The organism is Neorhizobium populisoli (genome assembly GCF_019430945.1).
In the GTDB taxonomy this organism is placed as follows: domain Bacteria; phylum Pseudomonadota; class Alphaproteobacteria; order Rhizobiales; family Rhizobiaceae; genus Neorhizobium; species Neorhizobium populisoli.
Window position 1 is genome coordinate 830,050 of the sequence record NZ_JAHYCB010000001.1, and the last position, 14,444, is coordinate 844,493.

Consider the following 14,444-nt stretch of genomic DNA (forward strand, 5'->3'; position numbering starts at 1 on the left):
TGGCATCGCGACATGGCTTTGGTTAATGCGACATTGTGGAACGATGCGCCCATCCGGTCATGCGCCTTTCGATCCAGGCCATCAGCGCATACATGGCAATGCCTTCCACCGCCAGCATCAGCAGGCCGGCGAAAACGAGCGGTACGTTGAACTGGCTCTGGGCCGAACTCATCATGTTGCCGAGGCCATAGTTGGAGGCGACCGTTTCGGAGACGACGGAGCCGACGAAGGCGAGCGTGATCGCCACTTTCAATGAACCAAAGAAATACGGCATGGAACGCGGAATGCCGACCTTCAGCATGATGTCGAGCTTCTTGGCACCCAGCGCACGCAGCACGTCCTCGGTTTCCGGTTCGATCGTCGCAAGCCCCGTCGCGACGTTGACGACGATCGGGAAGAAGGAGATCAGGAAGGCGGTCAGGATCGCCGGCACGGCGCCGATGCCGAACCAGATGACGAGGATGGGCACAAGCGCCACTTTGGGGATGGCGTTGAAGCCGATCATCAGCGGGTATAGGCCCGCATAGATCGTCTTCGACCATCCGATGAACAAGCCAAGCCCGAGGCCCGCCACGACGGCGATCGCAAAGCCGACCGTCGTCGTATAGAGCGTCTGCAGCGAATTTTTCCAGATCGGCGACCAATATTGCACAATCGCCTGGAAGACGCGGGACGGCGCCGGCAGGATGGTCTGCGGCATGTCCAGCGCGATAACCAGCAGTTCCCACAGCGCGAAAAGCGCGATGGTATAGATCCACGGCGCCAGCTTGACGAAGCTCATGCCGGCCGTGAGCGGTGCCCGTACCGGCATCGCGGGCTTGGTGTCTTCGGCTGCGGAGCTCATGCCACCACTCTCGCCTGAGCGATTTCGCCGTGTAGTTCGTGCACCATGTCGTTGAAGCCCTTCTCATACATGATGTCGAGATCACGCGGACGGGCGAAAGGCACGGTGTGCTCCTTCAGCACCCGGCCGGGCCGCGCGCTCATCACGAAGATGCGGTCGGCAAGGAAGGTCGCCTCGCGCAGGTCATGGGTGACGAGAACGATCGTGACGCCCTGCGCCGCATGCAAGTCGCGGATGACACACCACAGTTCCTCGCGGGTGAAAGCATCGAGCGCGCCAAAAGGTTCGTCGAGCATCAGGAGCTCCGGCTCGTGGATCAGCGCGCGGCACAGATTGGCGCGCTGCTGCATGCCGCCGGACAGCTGCCAGGGGAATTTCGAACCAAAACCCTTGAGGCCGACGGTCTCCAGGAGAGCTTCTGCCTTCTCGACATATTCCTTCTTGTGCGCCCTGAGCCGGTGGCGATGTCTCTCGACGATTTCGAGCGGCAGGAGGATATTGTCGAGCGTGGTGCGCCAGGGCAGCATGGTCGGGTTCTGGAAGGCCATGCCGACGATCGAGACCGGTTCAGTGACATGCTTGTTGGCAACCACGACGGCGCCGGATTGCGGGATGTGGAGGCCAGTGACGAGCTTCATCAGGGTGGACTTGCCGCAGCCTGACGGGCCGACGACGGCCGCGAACTCTCCCTTGCCAACCTTCACGGTAAGGCCGGCGACGGCGAGCGTGCCGGAGGCGCCGCCGTAGCGCATGTCGACGTTTTCGATGGATACGAGGTGCTGCGCCATATGCTCTTCTCTCTTGGACATTCCTTGTGGCCGGCCCCTCATCCGCCCTGCCGGGCACCTTCTCCCCGTTAGGACGGGGAGAAGGGAACTTGCCGCGCCCCCTTCAGATTCTCGACGTTGCGCAGGGCACTTCCCCTCTCCCCGTCAGGACGGGGAGAGGGTTAGGGTGAGGGGCAAACTTCGATTGCCTTAAGGCAGCATCCGTTCCGCCTTCGCCGGCAGGAAGCTCGCGTCAAACACCTGCTCGGGCTTCACATTGCCCTTCAACCCCATCGAGACCTTGAGCGTTTCGATCGACGCCGTCAGCCTGGCCGGGTCGATACCGCCGAAGCCGTTTGCCACCACGTAAGGCGTCTTGATGTTCATCGCATTCGCCATGTTGAGGCGTTGCAGTTCGATGTCCTTGTTGAGCGTCTCGTTGCGCTTCAGGACGGCGGCAACGCCCTCTTCCGGCTTGGCGACGGCATCGGCAAAACCCTTGGCGAGCGCCTTCAGGAAACCCTTCACTGCAGCAGGGTTTTTGGCGGCGAAATCGGCATTTACCGTGACGCCGTTGCCATAGAGGTTGAGGCCGTTTTCGGCCATGAGGATGGTGGCAATGTCCTCATCCTTGATGCCTTGAGCCTTCAGGTTGAGAATGACCGAGAAGGCGAAACCGAAGACCGCATCGACCTTGCCCTGCGCCAGCATCGGCTCGCGAACCGGGAAACCGATCGATTCCAGCGTAATCTTGGAATCGTCGATCTTGGCAACCTGCTTGAAGGCCTTCCACTGGGCAAAGGCACCATCCGGCGGCGGGGCGCCGAGTTTCTTGCCTTCCAGCGACTTCGGATCGGTGGTGATGCCGAGCGACTTGCGACCGACGACCGCAAAGGTCGGGCGCTCATAGACCATCATCACCATCTTGATCTTCTGGTTCGGATCCTCGTCCAGGAACTTGATCAGGGAGTTGATGTCGCCAAAGCCGAACTGGTAGGCGCCGGTCGCAACGCGCGGAACCGCCTCAACCGAACCATTGCCCGTGTCGATCGTCACGTCGAGGCCCTCGGCCTTGAAGTAACCCTTGTCCTGGGCGAGCAGAAAGCCGGCGGCCGGGCCTTCGAACTTCCAGTCCAGAGTCAGCTTGACAGCGGTCTGGGCAGAAGCCGGCGCAGGCACGAAGGAGAAGCCGGCGGCCAAAGCCAACGCGGCGGCAGCAGAGAGTTTCGAAAGCAGTCTGCGCGAGATCATGAAAGGTCGTCCCCTGGAGATTTCTTATTCGGATAGGGGATATCCAAGCGTTTCTTCAGCGGTTCCGCAAGCCGAATTTGCACATAAATACATCATATTTTAATGTTGCATATAAAATGATCATATGCCGATTTTTGGCACAGGAGACTGCTACCGATTTCATCAATCCGGTTGCAAAATGCAGCCCGCCCGCGAAGCGGATTTTCGCGGGCGGTTAAAATTCAACATGTTGCAGCAAAATGGCTTCGATCAGATCTCAGGCGCTGACGACATCTTCATCCGGTACGCGAAGACGGCAACGGACGCCGGTCGACGGATATTCGATCTCCGCGCCGCCGGATGCCATATATTGCAGGCTGCGGGTAATGACCGTCTGGCCGAAACCGCGTTTGACGGGCGGCTGCACGACCGGACCGCCGCTTTCCAGCCATTCGATGCCGAGCCATGCTTCATCCTCGTTCTTCGTCACCTTGACCTGAACGCGGCCGGTATCGTTGGACAGCGCGCCGTATTTGACGGCATTGGTGGCAAGCTCGTGGACAACGAGACCGAGCGCGATCGCAGCGCGCGGCATGACCATCGCGTCGAGCCCTTCGACCCTCAGGCGCGCCTGGGCGCTGCTGACGAAAGGATCGAGTTCGGCGCTGACGACTTCGGCAATCGAGATCGACGACCAGTTGTTGTCAGCGAGCAGATTGTGTGTGGCAGCCAAGGCCTGGATGCGGCCGGAAAACGCGACCTGGAAACCGTCGACTGTTTCTTCCGTGGAGGCGGTGCGCTTGCAGATGGAGAGAACCAGCGCCAGCGTGTTCTTCACGCGGTGATCGAGCTCGCCCATCAGCAGCAGCTGCTGCTTTTCGGCCGCCTTGCGCTGGGAAAGATCGACCATGGTGATGACGCAGCCGCTCGCCTTGTCGCTGCCGACGCGCAGAGGGGCCGCACTGATCAGGACATCCTTGACGCGCGGCGCATCCGGCACAGTGGCCTCGATACCCTGGACCGAGCTTCCGGAAATCGCGAGCGAGACGATATCGTCGGCCTGCAGCAGGCCGGTCATCGGCAAGTTCAGCTGGATGACGTCGGCAAAGGCCTCACCAACCGGATTGCCGGCATAGATTGCGGCGACAGCGGCATTGGCATGGGTTACGATGCCGTTGACGTCGCAGACGACGACGGCCTCGTTGGCGGAATTGATGATCGAATGGGCGGCGCGCTCCGAGGCTTCGGCTGCAGCGGCGCGCACCTTGGCGGTGATATCGGTAAAGGTGATCGCAAGCCCGCGGTTGACGCCGAGCTGCAACGGCGCGGCAGAGAGCAGCAAATGCATCTCGTCGCTACCGACCAGCATGGCTATTTCCGCCGTCCGCTTTGCTTCCCGCGCATCCTTCATCAGCGCGATCACCGTCTCGCGGCTGACATCGTCCAGAGCTGCGCGAAGATGGTTGGCATCGACCTGGTCCGCCGGCAGCTGCAGCAATTCGCGCAGCGCCTTGTTGGCATAAAGCAGCCGGTTTTCCTCGTCGAAGGCGGCAGCGCCGAGGTTCATCGCTTCCATGAAGGCGTAATAGGAAGCATCACCCTCGAGCGTGAACACCTCGTCCTCGCGGCGCGGATTGCGCACCATAAGCGCATCGACCTCGCCCTCGCGGATCGCCCGCAACGTGTCTTCGGCCTCTTCCAGCCGATGGCGCAGTTCTTCCGCGCTCAGAGTATCGTAGCCGCTCTCCGCAATCGCCATATCACTCAGCTCCGACCTTCAAGTGAACAAGCACTTTCTCTCGGTCGGAAAGATCACCGATGATCTTGCGGATCGGCACCGGAAGCTGCCGGACAAGCGTCGGAATGGCGACGATATTGTGCTCGCGGGCGAGCTTCGGATCCTTCTTGAGATCGATCACCTCGACAACATATTTGCCGGGTTCGGTCTCGGCGCAGATGCGCTCCAGATTGGCGATCGCAGCCAGCGATTTCGGCGTCTGGCCAGCGATGTAAAGCACCAGCTTCAAGGGCTCGGAAGGGGCGGCACCCAGTGCGTCGTCGATCATCATTACCTCCATCATGCCCGGCGGCTCTTTTCCATGTCTTCCCGGTCGGTTGCAGCCTGGGCCAGATAAGTCTCTTCGTCCGCCTGCATGCGGCGCATTTCGTTGTCGTCAGCATCGAGCACTGCCTGCAAAGCCTCGATCTCGGCCTTCGCCTTGCGACGGCGGACATCGATAGCTTCGGCAAGGCGCTGCACCTCGGTGCGGCGGGCAATCTCCGCACGACGGGCTCTCCCCTCCTCGGCCTTGCGGGCCGAGCCTGTCAGAGCGCCCGCCTCTCCTAGATAGGGCGAAATGAGCTTGATTCCATCGTTGCTCATGATGAATTCGCGCACCTGGTTGGAGTGCGACGTGCCGCGTGCCTTCAAAAGATAAAGCTCACGGTTGAATTCGCCGTTCACCTCGCGGTTCAGAAGCAGGATCCAGGCATCCATCAGCGAAGACAGGCCGGCATCCGTCTCGACATTACCTTCCTGCGAATGGGTAAGATGCGTGAAGACGCCGGTGATGCCGTGCGATTTCAGGAAATCCACCATGCGCAGCAGCATGGACTGCACTTCCTGCCGCTCGGCGTTACCGACGAAGGCAGAGATCGGATCGAGCACGACGAGTGTCGGCTTGAACCGCAAGACCTCGCGCAGCATCACGGCAAGATGCATTTCGAGACTGTAGAAAGTCGGGCGGGCAGCGATGTGGCGGAGCGTACCCTTGTCCAGCCATTGCTGCAGGTCGACGCCGATGGAGCGCATGTTGCGCACCGTCTGGGCGGCCGATTCTTCGAATGAGAAATACAGCGCCTTCTCGCCCGCGCGGCAGGCTGCATCGGCGAAGCAGGCCGAAAGCGAGCTTTTCCCGGAGCCTGCGACACCGCTTAACAGGACGCTTGTGCCGCGATGGAAACCACCGCCGGTGAGCATGATATCGAGATCCGGCACGCCGCTCGAAATGCGGTCTTCGTGGACCTTGTGATTGAGGCCGAGCGAACTGACCGGCAGGACCGAAAAACCGTCCTGGTCGATCAGGAACGGATATTCGTTGGTGCCGTGCGCCGTGCCGCGATATTTGACGATGCGCAGCCGCCGGGTGGAAATCTGGTTGTGGACGCGGTGATCGAGCAGGATCACGCAATCCGAGACGTATTCCTCCAACCCCTGACGGGTCAGCGAGCCATCGCCGCGCTCGGCGGTGATGACCGTCGTCATGCCCTTATCCTTCAGCCAGTCGAACAGTCGGCGGATTTCGGCGCGCAGGATGGCCGGATTGGTGAAGGCGGAAAACAGGCTTTCGATCGTATCGAGCACGATACGCTTGGCGCCGACCTGATCGATCGCCAATTCAAGGCGCAGGAAAAGCCCTTCGAGATCGTATTCGCCAATCTCTGCGAGTTCGGCGGGATCGACAGCGATATGTTCGATGACGATCCGGTCTTCATCGATCAGCCGATCCATTTCGAAACCGAGCGAGGCGACGTTGCTGACGATATCGACCGGGCGCTCTTCGAAGGTGACAAAAACGCCGGCTTCGTCGAATTCCCGGGCGCCATTCAGAAGAAAGGTCGAGGCGAACAATGTCTTGCCGCAACCGGCCGAACCGCAGACCAGTGATGGCCTTCCCGTCGGCAGGCCACCGAGCGTCAGATCGTCAAAACCTTCAATACCCGTGAGTGATTTGCTGATCCCCTTGGCTTCGCCCATCAATGTATCCCGTCCCGTCATAAACGCCCGGCCTAGGAGACATCCACAATTCGGGCAATTAAATCTGACATAGGGCGGCGCAAAAAAACGACAATCGCTTCCGAGGGTCCCTGCCCGGATTTTAAGACAGCCGGCTACTCTTCCTTTCCTTCGTCCGGCAATTGTATAAACGATTGGAACAAACATTTATTCGTGAGCCGCAGATGATCGAAATAGTCGTCCTGTTTGTCGCAATCCTGATGGTCGGCCTGCACCGCCGCAATTCCGGCCGCATCGGTGCGCTGGAACAGGAACTGGAAGTGGTCAAGGCGGAACTGCTGAACCGGCTGGCCCTGCCGGCAGCGTCGACGGTCACCGAGACGGAGGCTGCGCCCGCTGATGTGGCCGCCGTGCTGCCGGTCGAGGCTGCAGCCCGTGAAATGACCGAAGCGATGCCGGCCGAGGCCGTCATCTCGGAAGCGCCGGCGGAAGATACCGGCACCGGCCATGAAACCGTCGTGCCCGGCCCCGCCCCCGTGCCACCCGTAAAGCAGAACAACAAGGAAAGCCTCGAGAGCTATCTCGGCGCACGCTGGCCGGTTTGGGTCGGTGGCGTGGCGCTTGCCTTCGGCGGCATTTTCCTGGTGCGTTATTCGATAGAGGCCGGCCTGCTCGGTCCCGGCGCACGCCTCGCCCTCGCCTGCATATTCGGCCTCATTCTGATGGCAGGCGGCGAGCTCCTGCGCCGCCGCGCCATGCCGCGGATGTCCGAACAGTTCAGCAATGCGATGATCCCCGGCGCGCTGACCGCGGCCGGCGCAGTCACGCTGCTCGGCGCGATCTTCGCGGCCTATGCGGTCTATGATTTCATCGGCGCAACGCCGGCCTTCATCCTGCTGGCGATCGTCTCGTTTGCGACGATCGCGCTGTCGCTGCTGCACGGGCAGGCACTGGCGGGGCTTGGCCTGCTCGCCTCGCTGATCACGCCGGCTCTGGTTTCCAGCAACGAGCCGAATGCCAATGCATTGTTCGGTTTCCTTGCTTTGACCTGGCTTGCGGTCAACGTGACCTCGCGCTTCCGGCAATGGACGGTGGTGCCGACGCTTGCCAATATCGGCATCGGGCTCTGGACGATCGCCTGCACGTTCGGAATGGATGATTTCGTCACGCCGGCAACGCTGGCGCTGATCGTCACGGTCGCCGGTACGGCCTTCTATTGGCCCGGCCGTTATTACGGCATTATCGGCCCGTCAAAGCCGGGTATCGGCATGCTGCTCGGCCGGCCGCCGCTGCAGATCACCCTGTCGTTGTCGATCATGCTGCTCTTCTCGGCACTTGCGATGATTGTCCGTTATACCGAGGGCGAAGGGCTGGCGCTGTTCGGCTTTGCGGCGATCCTGGCGGCTCTCGCCGCGCTTGGCGCAAGCCGCACCTATGCGGTCTGGCCCGTCCTCTTCGGTGCTGCCGGCGCCGTTCTGGGGGTCATCGTCGTCGCGCTGCACTGGCTCGATTATTATCCGCCGATACCGACGGCCGGGCAGAACTCGCCGATCCTGACCTTCACCAACGAGATCAATATTTCCCTCGGGCTCGGTGCGGTCTTCACCTTCCTCGGCTTCGCCTTCCTTCGACGCTTCCGGTCACAAGAGCCTGAATTTTCTATCCTCTGGGCTTTCCTGATGCCGGCCGTGCCGATCACGCTCGCCGTCATCAGCTTCCTGAATTTTGGTAATCTCGGCCGCGATTGGACGCATGGGCTTTATGGCGTGGCGCTCGGCGCCGTGCTGCTCGCCGGCACGGAATGGCTGTTCCGTCGGAGCGACGAGACGGAACAGGGCAAGATCGACTGGCCTGCAAACCTGCTGGTCGCAGGCTCCTTCGCGGGCTTCATGCTGGCGCTGCATGCCCTCACCAACGGTATCGTCACCACCATCGCCGTGTCGGTGCTCGGCTTCGCCTATGTGCTGGCCATGCGGGTGAAAACCTGGCCGGCTTTGCCCTGGATGATGGCAGCGGCAATCATCATCGTCTTCGGCCGCATCGCCTGGGAACCTACGCTGATCGGCCCGAACAGCCTCGGCACCACGCCATTCCTCAATGCACTGCTGCCCGGTTACGGCATATCGACGCTGCTTGCCATCGTCACCGCTTGGATGCTGAGGGATTCTGCCGATTTCCGCATCCGCAACATCATGCAGGCGCTTGCCTCGCTGTCGGCTCTGGTGACGATCGCCGTACTGGTGCGCCATGCGATGAACCACGGGACGCTCGATTCGAACGTGCCGACATTGGGCGAGCAGTCGATCTATACGCTGGTGACGGTCGGCTTCTCGGGCATCCTGATGACGCTCGACCTGAAATCGCCGAGTCCGGTCTTCCGCTGGGGTTCGATGATCGCCGGCGTGATCGCTACCTTGAACGTGCTGTCGCTGCACATCTTCGCGCTCAACCCCTATTTCAGCGGCGAAGGCACCGGCCCCTACCCGTTCTTCAACCTGCTGCTGATCGGCTATCTGCTGCCGGCTCTCGCCTATGCACTGGTTGCCTATTATGCCCGCAGCCGGCGGCCCTACCCCTATGTGCTCATGCTGGCGCTGGCCGGCGCGGTGCTTGGCTTCATGTGGGCAACGCTCTCCGTCCGCCGCTTCTGGCAGGGTGAGAACATCGCCGACTGGAAGGGTTTCATGCAGGGCGAGACCTATACCTATTCGGTGGTCTGGCTGCTGATCGGCATCGTGCTTCTGGTGATCGGCTCGAAGTTCGACGCCAAGAGCCTGCGGCTTGCCTCCGCCGGCCTCGTGCTCGTCGCGGTCGTCAAGGTGTTCCTGATCGACATGTCGAACCTCGAAGGTATCCTGCGGGCGCTGTCCTTCATCGGGCTTGGCGCCGTGCTGATCGGGATCGGGCTGTTCTACCAGCGCATTCTGGTGAAGAAGAGTGGCGAACCTGCTGCACCTGATTCCGAGGAAAAGCCTGCGTGACCGCTTCCATCATCGCCGCCTTCGCACCCCATGAAAAACTGGCCGAAAGCCTGATTTCGTTTGCGACCGAAGGCGACGACGGTTCGCACGACATCGCCCACATCCTGCGCGTCTTCAAGAACGCCATGCGCATTCATGCCGTGGAAGGCGGCAACGGTCGGGTACTCGCTGCGGCCGTCTTGCTGCATGACTGCGTGGCGGTGGAGAAGAACTCGCCGCTGAGAAACCAGGCGTCGCGTCTGGCGGCGGAAAAGGCATCCGGCATTCTGGCCCGGCTCGACTGGGAGAAGGCGGATATCGAGGCGGTCGCGCATGCGATCACCACGCACAGCTTTTCGGCCAATATCCCGCCGGAAACGATTGAAGCGAAGATTCTTCAGGATGCCGACCGGCTGGATGCGATCGGCATGGTGGGTGCTGCCCGCTGCTTCTATATCGCCGGGCGGATGAGTTCCGGCCTCTACGACCCGGCCGACCCGCTTGCCAAGGAACGGCCGCTGGACGACAAGGCCTTTGCGATCGATCATTTCGAGGTCAAGCTGTTCAAGCTGGCGGACGGTTTCCAGACCGTGGCCGGCCGGGCTCTTGCCACGGAGCGCCACGAGCGCTTGAAACATATCCGGGACCTGTTTCTCGACGAAATATGAGGAAATGGCCATGCGCGTCAGCGAATTGAACTTCTACCCCCTGAAGAGCGGCCGCGGCATCACACTGAGCCAGGCGGAAATCGCCGCCGAGGGCATTCCGGGCGATCGCCGCATGATGGTGACCGATCCGACCGGGATGTTCATCACCCAGCGGGAATTGCAGACGCTGGCGCAACTCAACGTCGTGCCCGAAGTGGAGAGCGTCCGTTTTTCGATAGACGGCAAGGGTGAGGTTCTGGTTGCACGCCCGCCGGCCAGCCAGCGCATGGATATCGTCGTGTGGAAATCGGCGGTGAATGCCGCCGTGGCCGACGATGCAACCAACGCCACACTTTCCGACTGGCTCGGCCGCGAGGTCCGACTGGTGTTCTTCGACGAGCAGGCAAAGCGCATCGCCAGCCCCGAATGGGCGGGCGACGATTCGCCGGTGACCTTTGCCGACGGCTATCAGGTTCTGGTGACGACCACCGGCTCGCTTGCCGCGCTGAATGCCGACATGGCAAAACATGGCGAAGGCGCGGTCGGCATGGAGCGCTTCCGGCCCAATATCGTGCTCGACCACAATGAGGGCTGGGCCGAAGATAGCTGGGAAGGCATCGAGATCGGCGGCATCCGGTTCGATTTCGTCAAACCCTGCGCCCGCTGCATCATGACGACGCAGGACCAGGTGACCGGCTCGCGCGAGGCGCCGAACCCGATGCCGGCCATGGGCCGCCTGCGCATGTCCGCCGACCGCCGCGTGCCCGGCCCGCTGTTCGGCTGGAACGCCGTGCCGCGTTCCACCGGCACGATCCGGCTCGGCGATGAAGCAACGGTGATCGCGCCGCGGGATGCCTGGGCGATCAAGCGCCGGGCGTGACCTGCAACGGAGATGCGGCGCATTTATCTTGAGCGGCAACGGCCAGAACAACCTGCCGGATAACACAATCGTGCCCTCAACCCGTTGATCGATCAAAAGAATGTTGTCCCCTTGAAGGTTTGCGAAAGCGGCCCACATGGTGGCGGTCAAACGGGAGGCCCCAAGGACAAGGATATGGCTGCATTTCTCGAAACGACGTTCGGCCCGACGGAGCTGGAGGTCCTCGAAACCGTGCTGGAAGACTGGCGCATGGCACACAAGCTTCGAAAGGAAGACCCCGATCTCGGCCTTGCCGCGGCGGTGATGATCAACCTCTTTCGCGAGGGCAACGATACCGTGCCGGCGTTGAAACAGGCTGTCGCGGAGCACAAGGCGCTGGCTGATCTGATGGCCTAGGCATAGGGTGAAGGCCACCCGAACGAATTTTCCAAAAGATCATAACGAAAAAGCCGCTCCCGGATAGGAGCGGCTTTTCTGTCTGCTTGGGGGAGGATCAGACAAGGGACGCGATCAGTGGACCGCCATGCTCACCATCGGATAGGGATGGGATGCCTTGAACTGGGTGATGATCTCGGAGGCCTGGTTGAGGACGTTGGCGGCGGCTTCAGCCTCGCCGGTCGCCAGCTCGTTCAGGTTGACGAAGATCGCCTGGGCGATACCGTTCGAGATCGCGGCAAATTGCTGATTGCCTTCGAAGAAAGCCTCGCGGGCATTGGTCTCCAGCGTTTCGGCGACATTTGCCAGGACTTCCGCACGCTCTTCGGTGCTCAGGGTATTCAGATTGATGCTGTTGGTCATAATAGCCACCCACTCTTTGGTCGTTGTGACGTTGTCGAGCTTTCAATAAGCCTCGATATTCCCGACTTGGGGATCACCGGCGCGACATTCAAGTGTGACGGGTCGATGACAGGCTCTAGAGGCATTATCGAACCCTGAAGTCACGCCAAACCGTCGGTGTCGCAGCCCGGAGAGTTCATGTGCGCGGCTCGTGCATGGCAGCTATTCCCAAAAAGCAGGTTGCCGGATACCTTTGCGAGCAGCCACAACGGACAGATAACCTGCCGTCCCGCCCTTTCAGTGTATTCGCGTACCATTCGGTACGCCCAGCACTGCGCTCCGAAAGAAGAATGCCCCGATGACACCTCGGTCCACCGGTTTGCTCTGTGCCATCACGGCGGTGACGATCTTTTCGGTTCAGGACGGCATTTCGAAACATCTCGGCAGCAGTTATCCGCCCGTCTTCATCACCATGATCCGCTATTGGGGTTTTGCCGCCTTCGCCATGCTGTTGGCATCGCGCTCTCCGGCGGGCCTCAAGGCCACCACAAAAGCCGGTCGGCCCTGGCTGCAGACGGCGCGCGGCGTATTGCTGGCCGTCCAGATCGTCATCTCGATCTTCTCCTTCTCGCGCGTCGGACTTGCCGCGAGCCATTCGATCTTTGCCGCCGCGCCGCTCGTCGTCGCCGGTCTTTCGGTGCTTTTTCTGGGAGAAACGGTCGGCTGGCGGCGCTGGACTGCAATCGGCGTCGGCTTCATCGGCATCCTGCTGGTGGTCAACCCGCTGCATGCGACTTTCGACTGGAAGATCGTCATTCCGGTCGTCGCGACAGGGATGTTCGCCTGCTATTCGGTGATGACACGGCTTGCCAGCCGCACCGACACGTCGATGACGGCGTTCTTCTATACCGGCGTTGCCGGAGCCGTGACCATGACATTCGTCGGACCCTTCTACTGGACCAATCTCGCACCCGCCGACTGGGTGTGGATGTTCGTGCTGTGCATGACCGGCATGACGGGACACTACCTGCTGATCCGCGCCTTCGACCTGCTCGACGCCTCCGTGGTGCAGCCGATCAGCTATATCCAGACGGTGCTGGTCTGCCTGATCGGCGTCTTCATCTTCGGTGAGGTGATGACGGCGAACATGATCGCCGGCTGCGCCATCGTCATCGGCGCCGGCATCTATACGATCTGGCGGGAAGCTCGGCTCGGCCGCACGCCGCCTCCGGCGATCGATCCGCCAGGGACACCTTAAGCTTGTCCAGTAATCGTCCATCAAATGCAATGATGGATTGATTTAGCAAAAGTCGTTTTTCGAATCTTTTGCCCAAGCGTATGACTTATCTCCTATGAGGAGGAATTTCATGCCCACGTCCGCGCCCGCCCGTCCATCCCTGCCCTGGTTGATCATCGTCACAGGCGCACTCGTCGCGATGCTGAATTTCGGTCCGCGCTCTGCCATGGGCTTTTTCCAGCTGCCCATGCTGCACGACACCGGCTGGGACCGCTCCACCTTCGGCATGGCCATGGCGATCCAGAATCTGGCCTGGGGCCTTGGTCAGCCCGTGTTCGGCGCGCTGGCGGACAAATACGGCACCGGCCGGGTGCTGACCTTTTCGGGCCTGCTTTATGCCGCCGGCCTGATCCTGATGTCCACGGCCCATTCCGTTCCGATCCTCTTCCTCTCGGGCGGCGTGATGGTCGGCCTTGCAGTCGGCGCCGGTTCGTTCGGCATCATCCTGTCGGTCTATGCCCGCAACGTGACGCCACAGCAGCGCTCGCTGGCATTCGGCATCGCCACCGCCGCCGGTTCGGCCGGCATGTTCTTCTTCGCGCCGCTCAGCCAGGCGCTGATAAGCAATTACGGCTGGTCGGACAGTCTGGTCGTGCTGGGCTTCATCATGCTCATCGTACCGCTGCTCGCCTATCCGCTGCGTGGCAATGCCAAGTCGGGGACCCAGTCGCGGACCGAAATCGACCAGACGGTCGCCCAGGCGCTGAAGGAAGCGTTCGGACACCAGAGCTATCTGCTGCTGACCTCCGGCTTCTTCGTCTGCGGTTTCCAGCTCGCCTTCATCACCGCGCATTTCCCGGCCTATCTCGGCGATATCGGCATCGATGCGCGTTATGCGGTCATCGCCATGGCGTTGATCGGTTTCTTCAATATCATCGGTTCGTTTGCGGCAGGCATGATCAGCCAGCGCTATTCGAAACCCTATTTCCTGAGCTTCATTTATATCGCCCGCTCGGTGGCGGTGACCGGTTTCCTGCTTCTGCCGCAGACGCCGCTGTCGGTGATCATCTTTGCCATCGTCACGGGCCTTCTGTGGCTTTCCACCGTGCCGCCGACCAACAGCCTCGTCGCCATCATGTTCGGCACCAGGCATCTCGGCATGCTGGGCGGCATCGTCTTCCTGTCGCACCAGATCGGCTCGTTCCTCGGTGTCTGGCTCGGCGGCGTGCTCTATGACCGGCTCGGCTCCTATGATCCTGTCTGGTGGCTCGGCATGGCGCTCGGCATTTTTGCCGCGATCGTCAACTGGCCGATCAAGGAAAAGCCGGTCGACCGCACGGCGATGGGCGTGCAGCCGGCGGAGTAA

The 14,444-nt window shown here is 61.2% G+C and carries 13 protein-coding genes; 6 read left to right on the forward strand and 7 right to left on the reverse strand.

Going from position 1 to position 14,444, the window contains the following annotated elements:
• Positions 1-22: 22 nt before the first annotated feature.
• From KX729_RS04115 to kaiC, 6 genes are all read right to left on the reverse strand, one after another.
• Positions 23-844: an ABC transporter permease gene (locus KX729_RS04115; RefSeq protein ID WP_219741136.1), complete on the reverse strand. Its 822-nt coding sequence runs from the start codon at positions 842-844 to the stop codon at positions 23-25.
• Positions 841-1,596, reverse strand: coding sequence for an ABC transporter ATP-binding protein (locus KX729_RS04120; protein ID WP_219741219.1), 756 nt, complete (start codon positions 1,594-1,596; stop codon positions 841-843). Before KX729_RS04120 ends, KX729_RS04115 begins: the two co-directional genes overlap by 4 nt.
• Positions 1,597-1,821: 225 nt before the next feature.
• Positions 1,822-2,862, reverse strand: coding sequence for an ABC transporter substrate-binding protein (locus KX729_RS04125; protein ID WP_219741137.1), 1,041 nt, complete (start codon positions 2,860-2,862; stop codon positions 1,822-1,824).
• A gap of 256 nt (positions 2,863-3,118) precedes the next feature.
• Positions 3,119-4,600, reverse strand: coding sequence for a sensor histidine kinase (locus KX729_RS04130; RefSeq protein ID WP_219741138.1), 1,482 nt, complete (start codon positions 4,598-4,600; stop codon positions 3,119-3,121).
• A 1-nt stretch (position 4,601) separates the two neighbouring features.
• On the reverse strand, positions 4,602-4,907 hold the full coding sequence (locus tag KX729_RS04135; RefSeq protein ID WP_219741139.1) for a circadian clock KaiB family protein: 306 nt from the start codon (positions 4,905-4,907) through the stop codon (positions 4,602-4,604).
• Positions 4,908-4,918: 11 nt separating this feature from the next.
• Positions 4,919-6,598 carry a circadian clock protein KaiC gene (gene kaiC, locus KX729_RS04140; RefSeq protein WP_219741140.1) on the reverse strand — a complete coding sequence of 560 codons (1,680 nt, stop codon included), beginning with the start codon at positions 6,596-6,598 and terminating at the stop codon, positions 4,919-4,921.
• Positions 6,599-6,801: 203 nt separating this feature from the next.
• Here kaiC and KX729_RS04145 point away from each other — a divergent pair, with 203 nt between their 5' ends.
• The 4 genes from KX729_RS04145 (at position 6,802) to KX729_RS04160 (ending at position 11,460) form a co-directional block, all read left to right on the forward strand.
• Positions 6,802-9,558 (forward strand): DUF2339 domain-containing protein, encoded by a 2,757-nt coding sequence (locus tag KX729_RS04145; protein WP_219741141.1) that lies wholly within the window; start codon positions 6,802-6,804, stop codon positions 9,556-9,558.
• Positions 9,555-10,205 carry an HD domain-containing protein gene (locus KX729_RS04150; RefSeq protein WP_376775905.1) on the forward strand — a complete coding sequence of 217 codons (651 nt, stop codon included), beginning with the start codon at positions 9,555-9,557 and terminating at the stop codon, positions 10,203-10,205. Before KX729_RS04145 ends, KX729_RS04150 begins: the two co-directional genes overlap by 4 nt.
• A gap of 10 nt (positions 10,206-10,215) precedes the next feature.
• Positions 10,216-11,064: an MOSC domain-containing protein gene (locus KX729_RS04155; RefSeq protein ID WP_219741142.1), complete on the forward strand. Its 849-nt coding sequence runs from the start codon at positions 10,216-10,218 to the stop codon at positions 11,062-11,064.
• A gap of 174 nt (positions 11,065-11,238) precedes the next feature.
• Positions 11,239-11,460 carry a hypothetical protein gene (locus KX729_RS04160; protein WP_219741143.1) on the forward strand — a complete coding sequence of 74 codons (222 nt, stop codon included), beginning with the start codon at positions 11,239-11,241 and terminating at the stop codon, positions 11,458-11,460.
• Between the two features lie 114 nt (positions 11,461-11,574).
• On the opposite strand, the gene KX729_RS04165 is transcribed toward KX729_RS04160, so the two are convergent.
• A complete protein-coding gene (locus KX729_RS04165) occupies positions 11,575-11,862 on the reverse strand; it encodes a hypothetical protein (RefSeq protein ID WP_219741144.1) in 288 nt (95 codons plus the stop codon).
• Between the two features lie 337 nt (positions 11,863-12,199).
• On the opposite strand from KX729_RS04165, the gene KX729_RS04170 reads away from it, so the two are divergent.
• Together KX729_RS04170 and KX729_RS04175 are read left to right on the forward strand one after the other, a co-directional pair.
• Positions 12,200-13,099, forward strand: a complete 900-nt coding sequence (locus tag KX729_RS04170; protein WP_219741145.1) for a DMT family transporter — start codon at positions 12,200-12,202, stop codon at positions 13,097-13,099.
• Between the two features lie 109 nt (positions 13,100-13,208).
• A complete protein-coding gene (locus tag KX729_RS04175) occupies positions 13,209-14,444 on the forward strand; it encodes an MFS transporter (RefSeq protein WP_219741146.1) in 1,236 nt (411 codons plus the stop codon).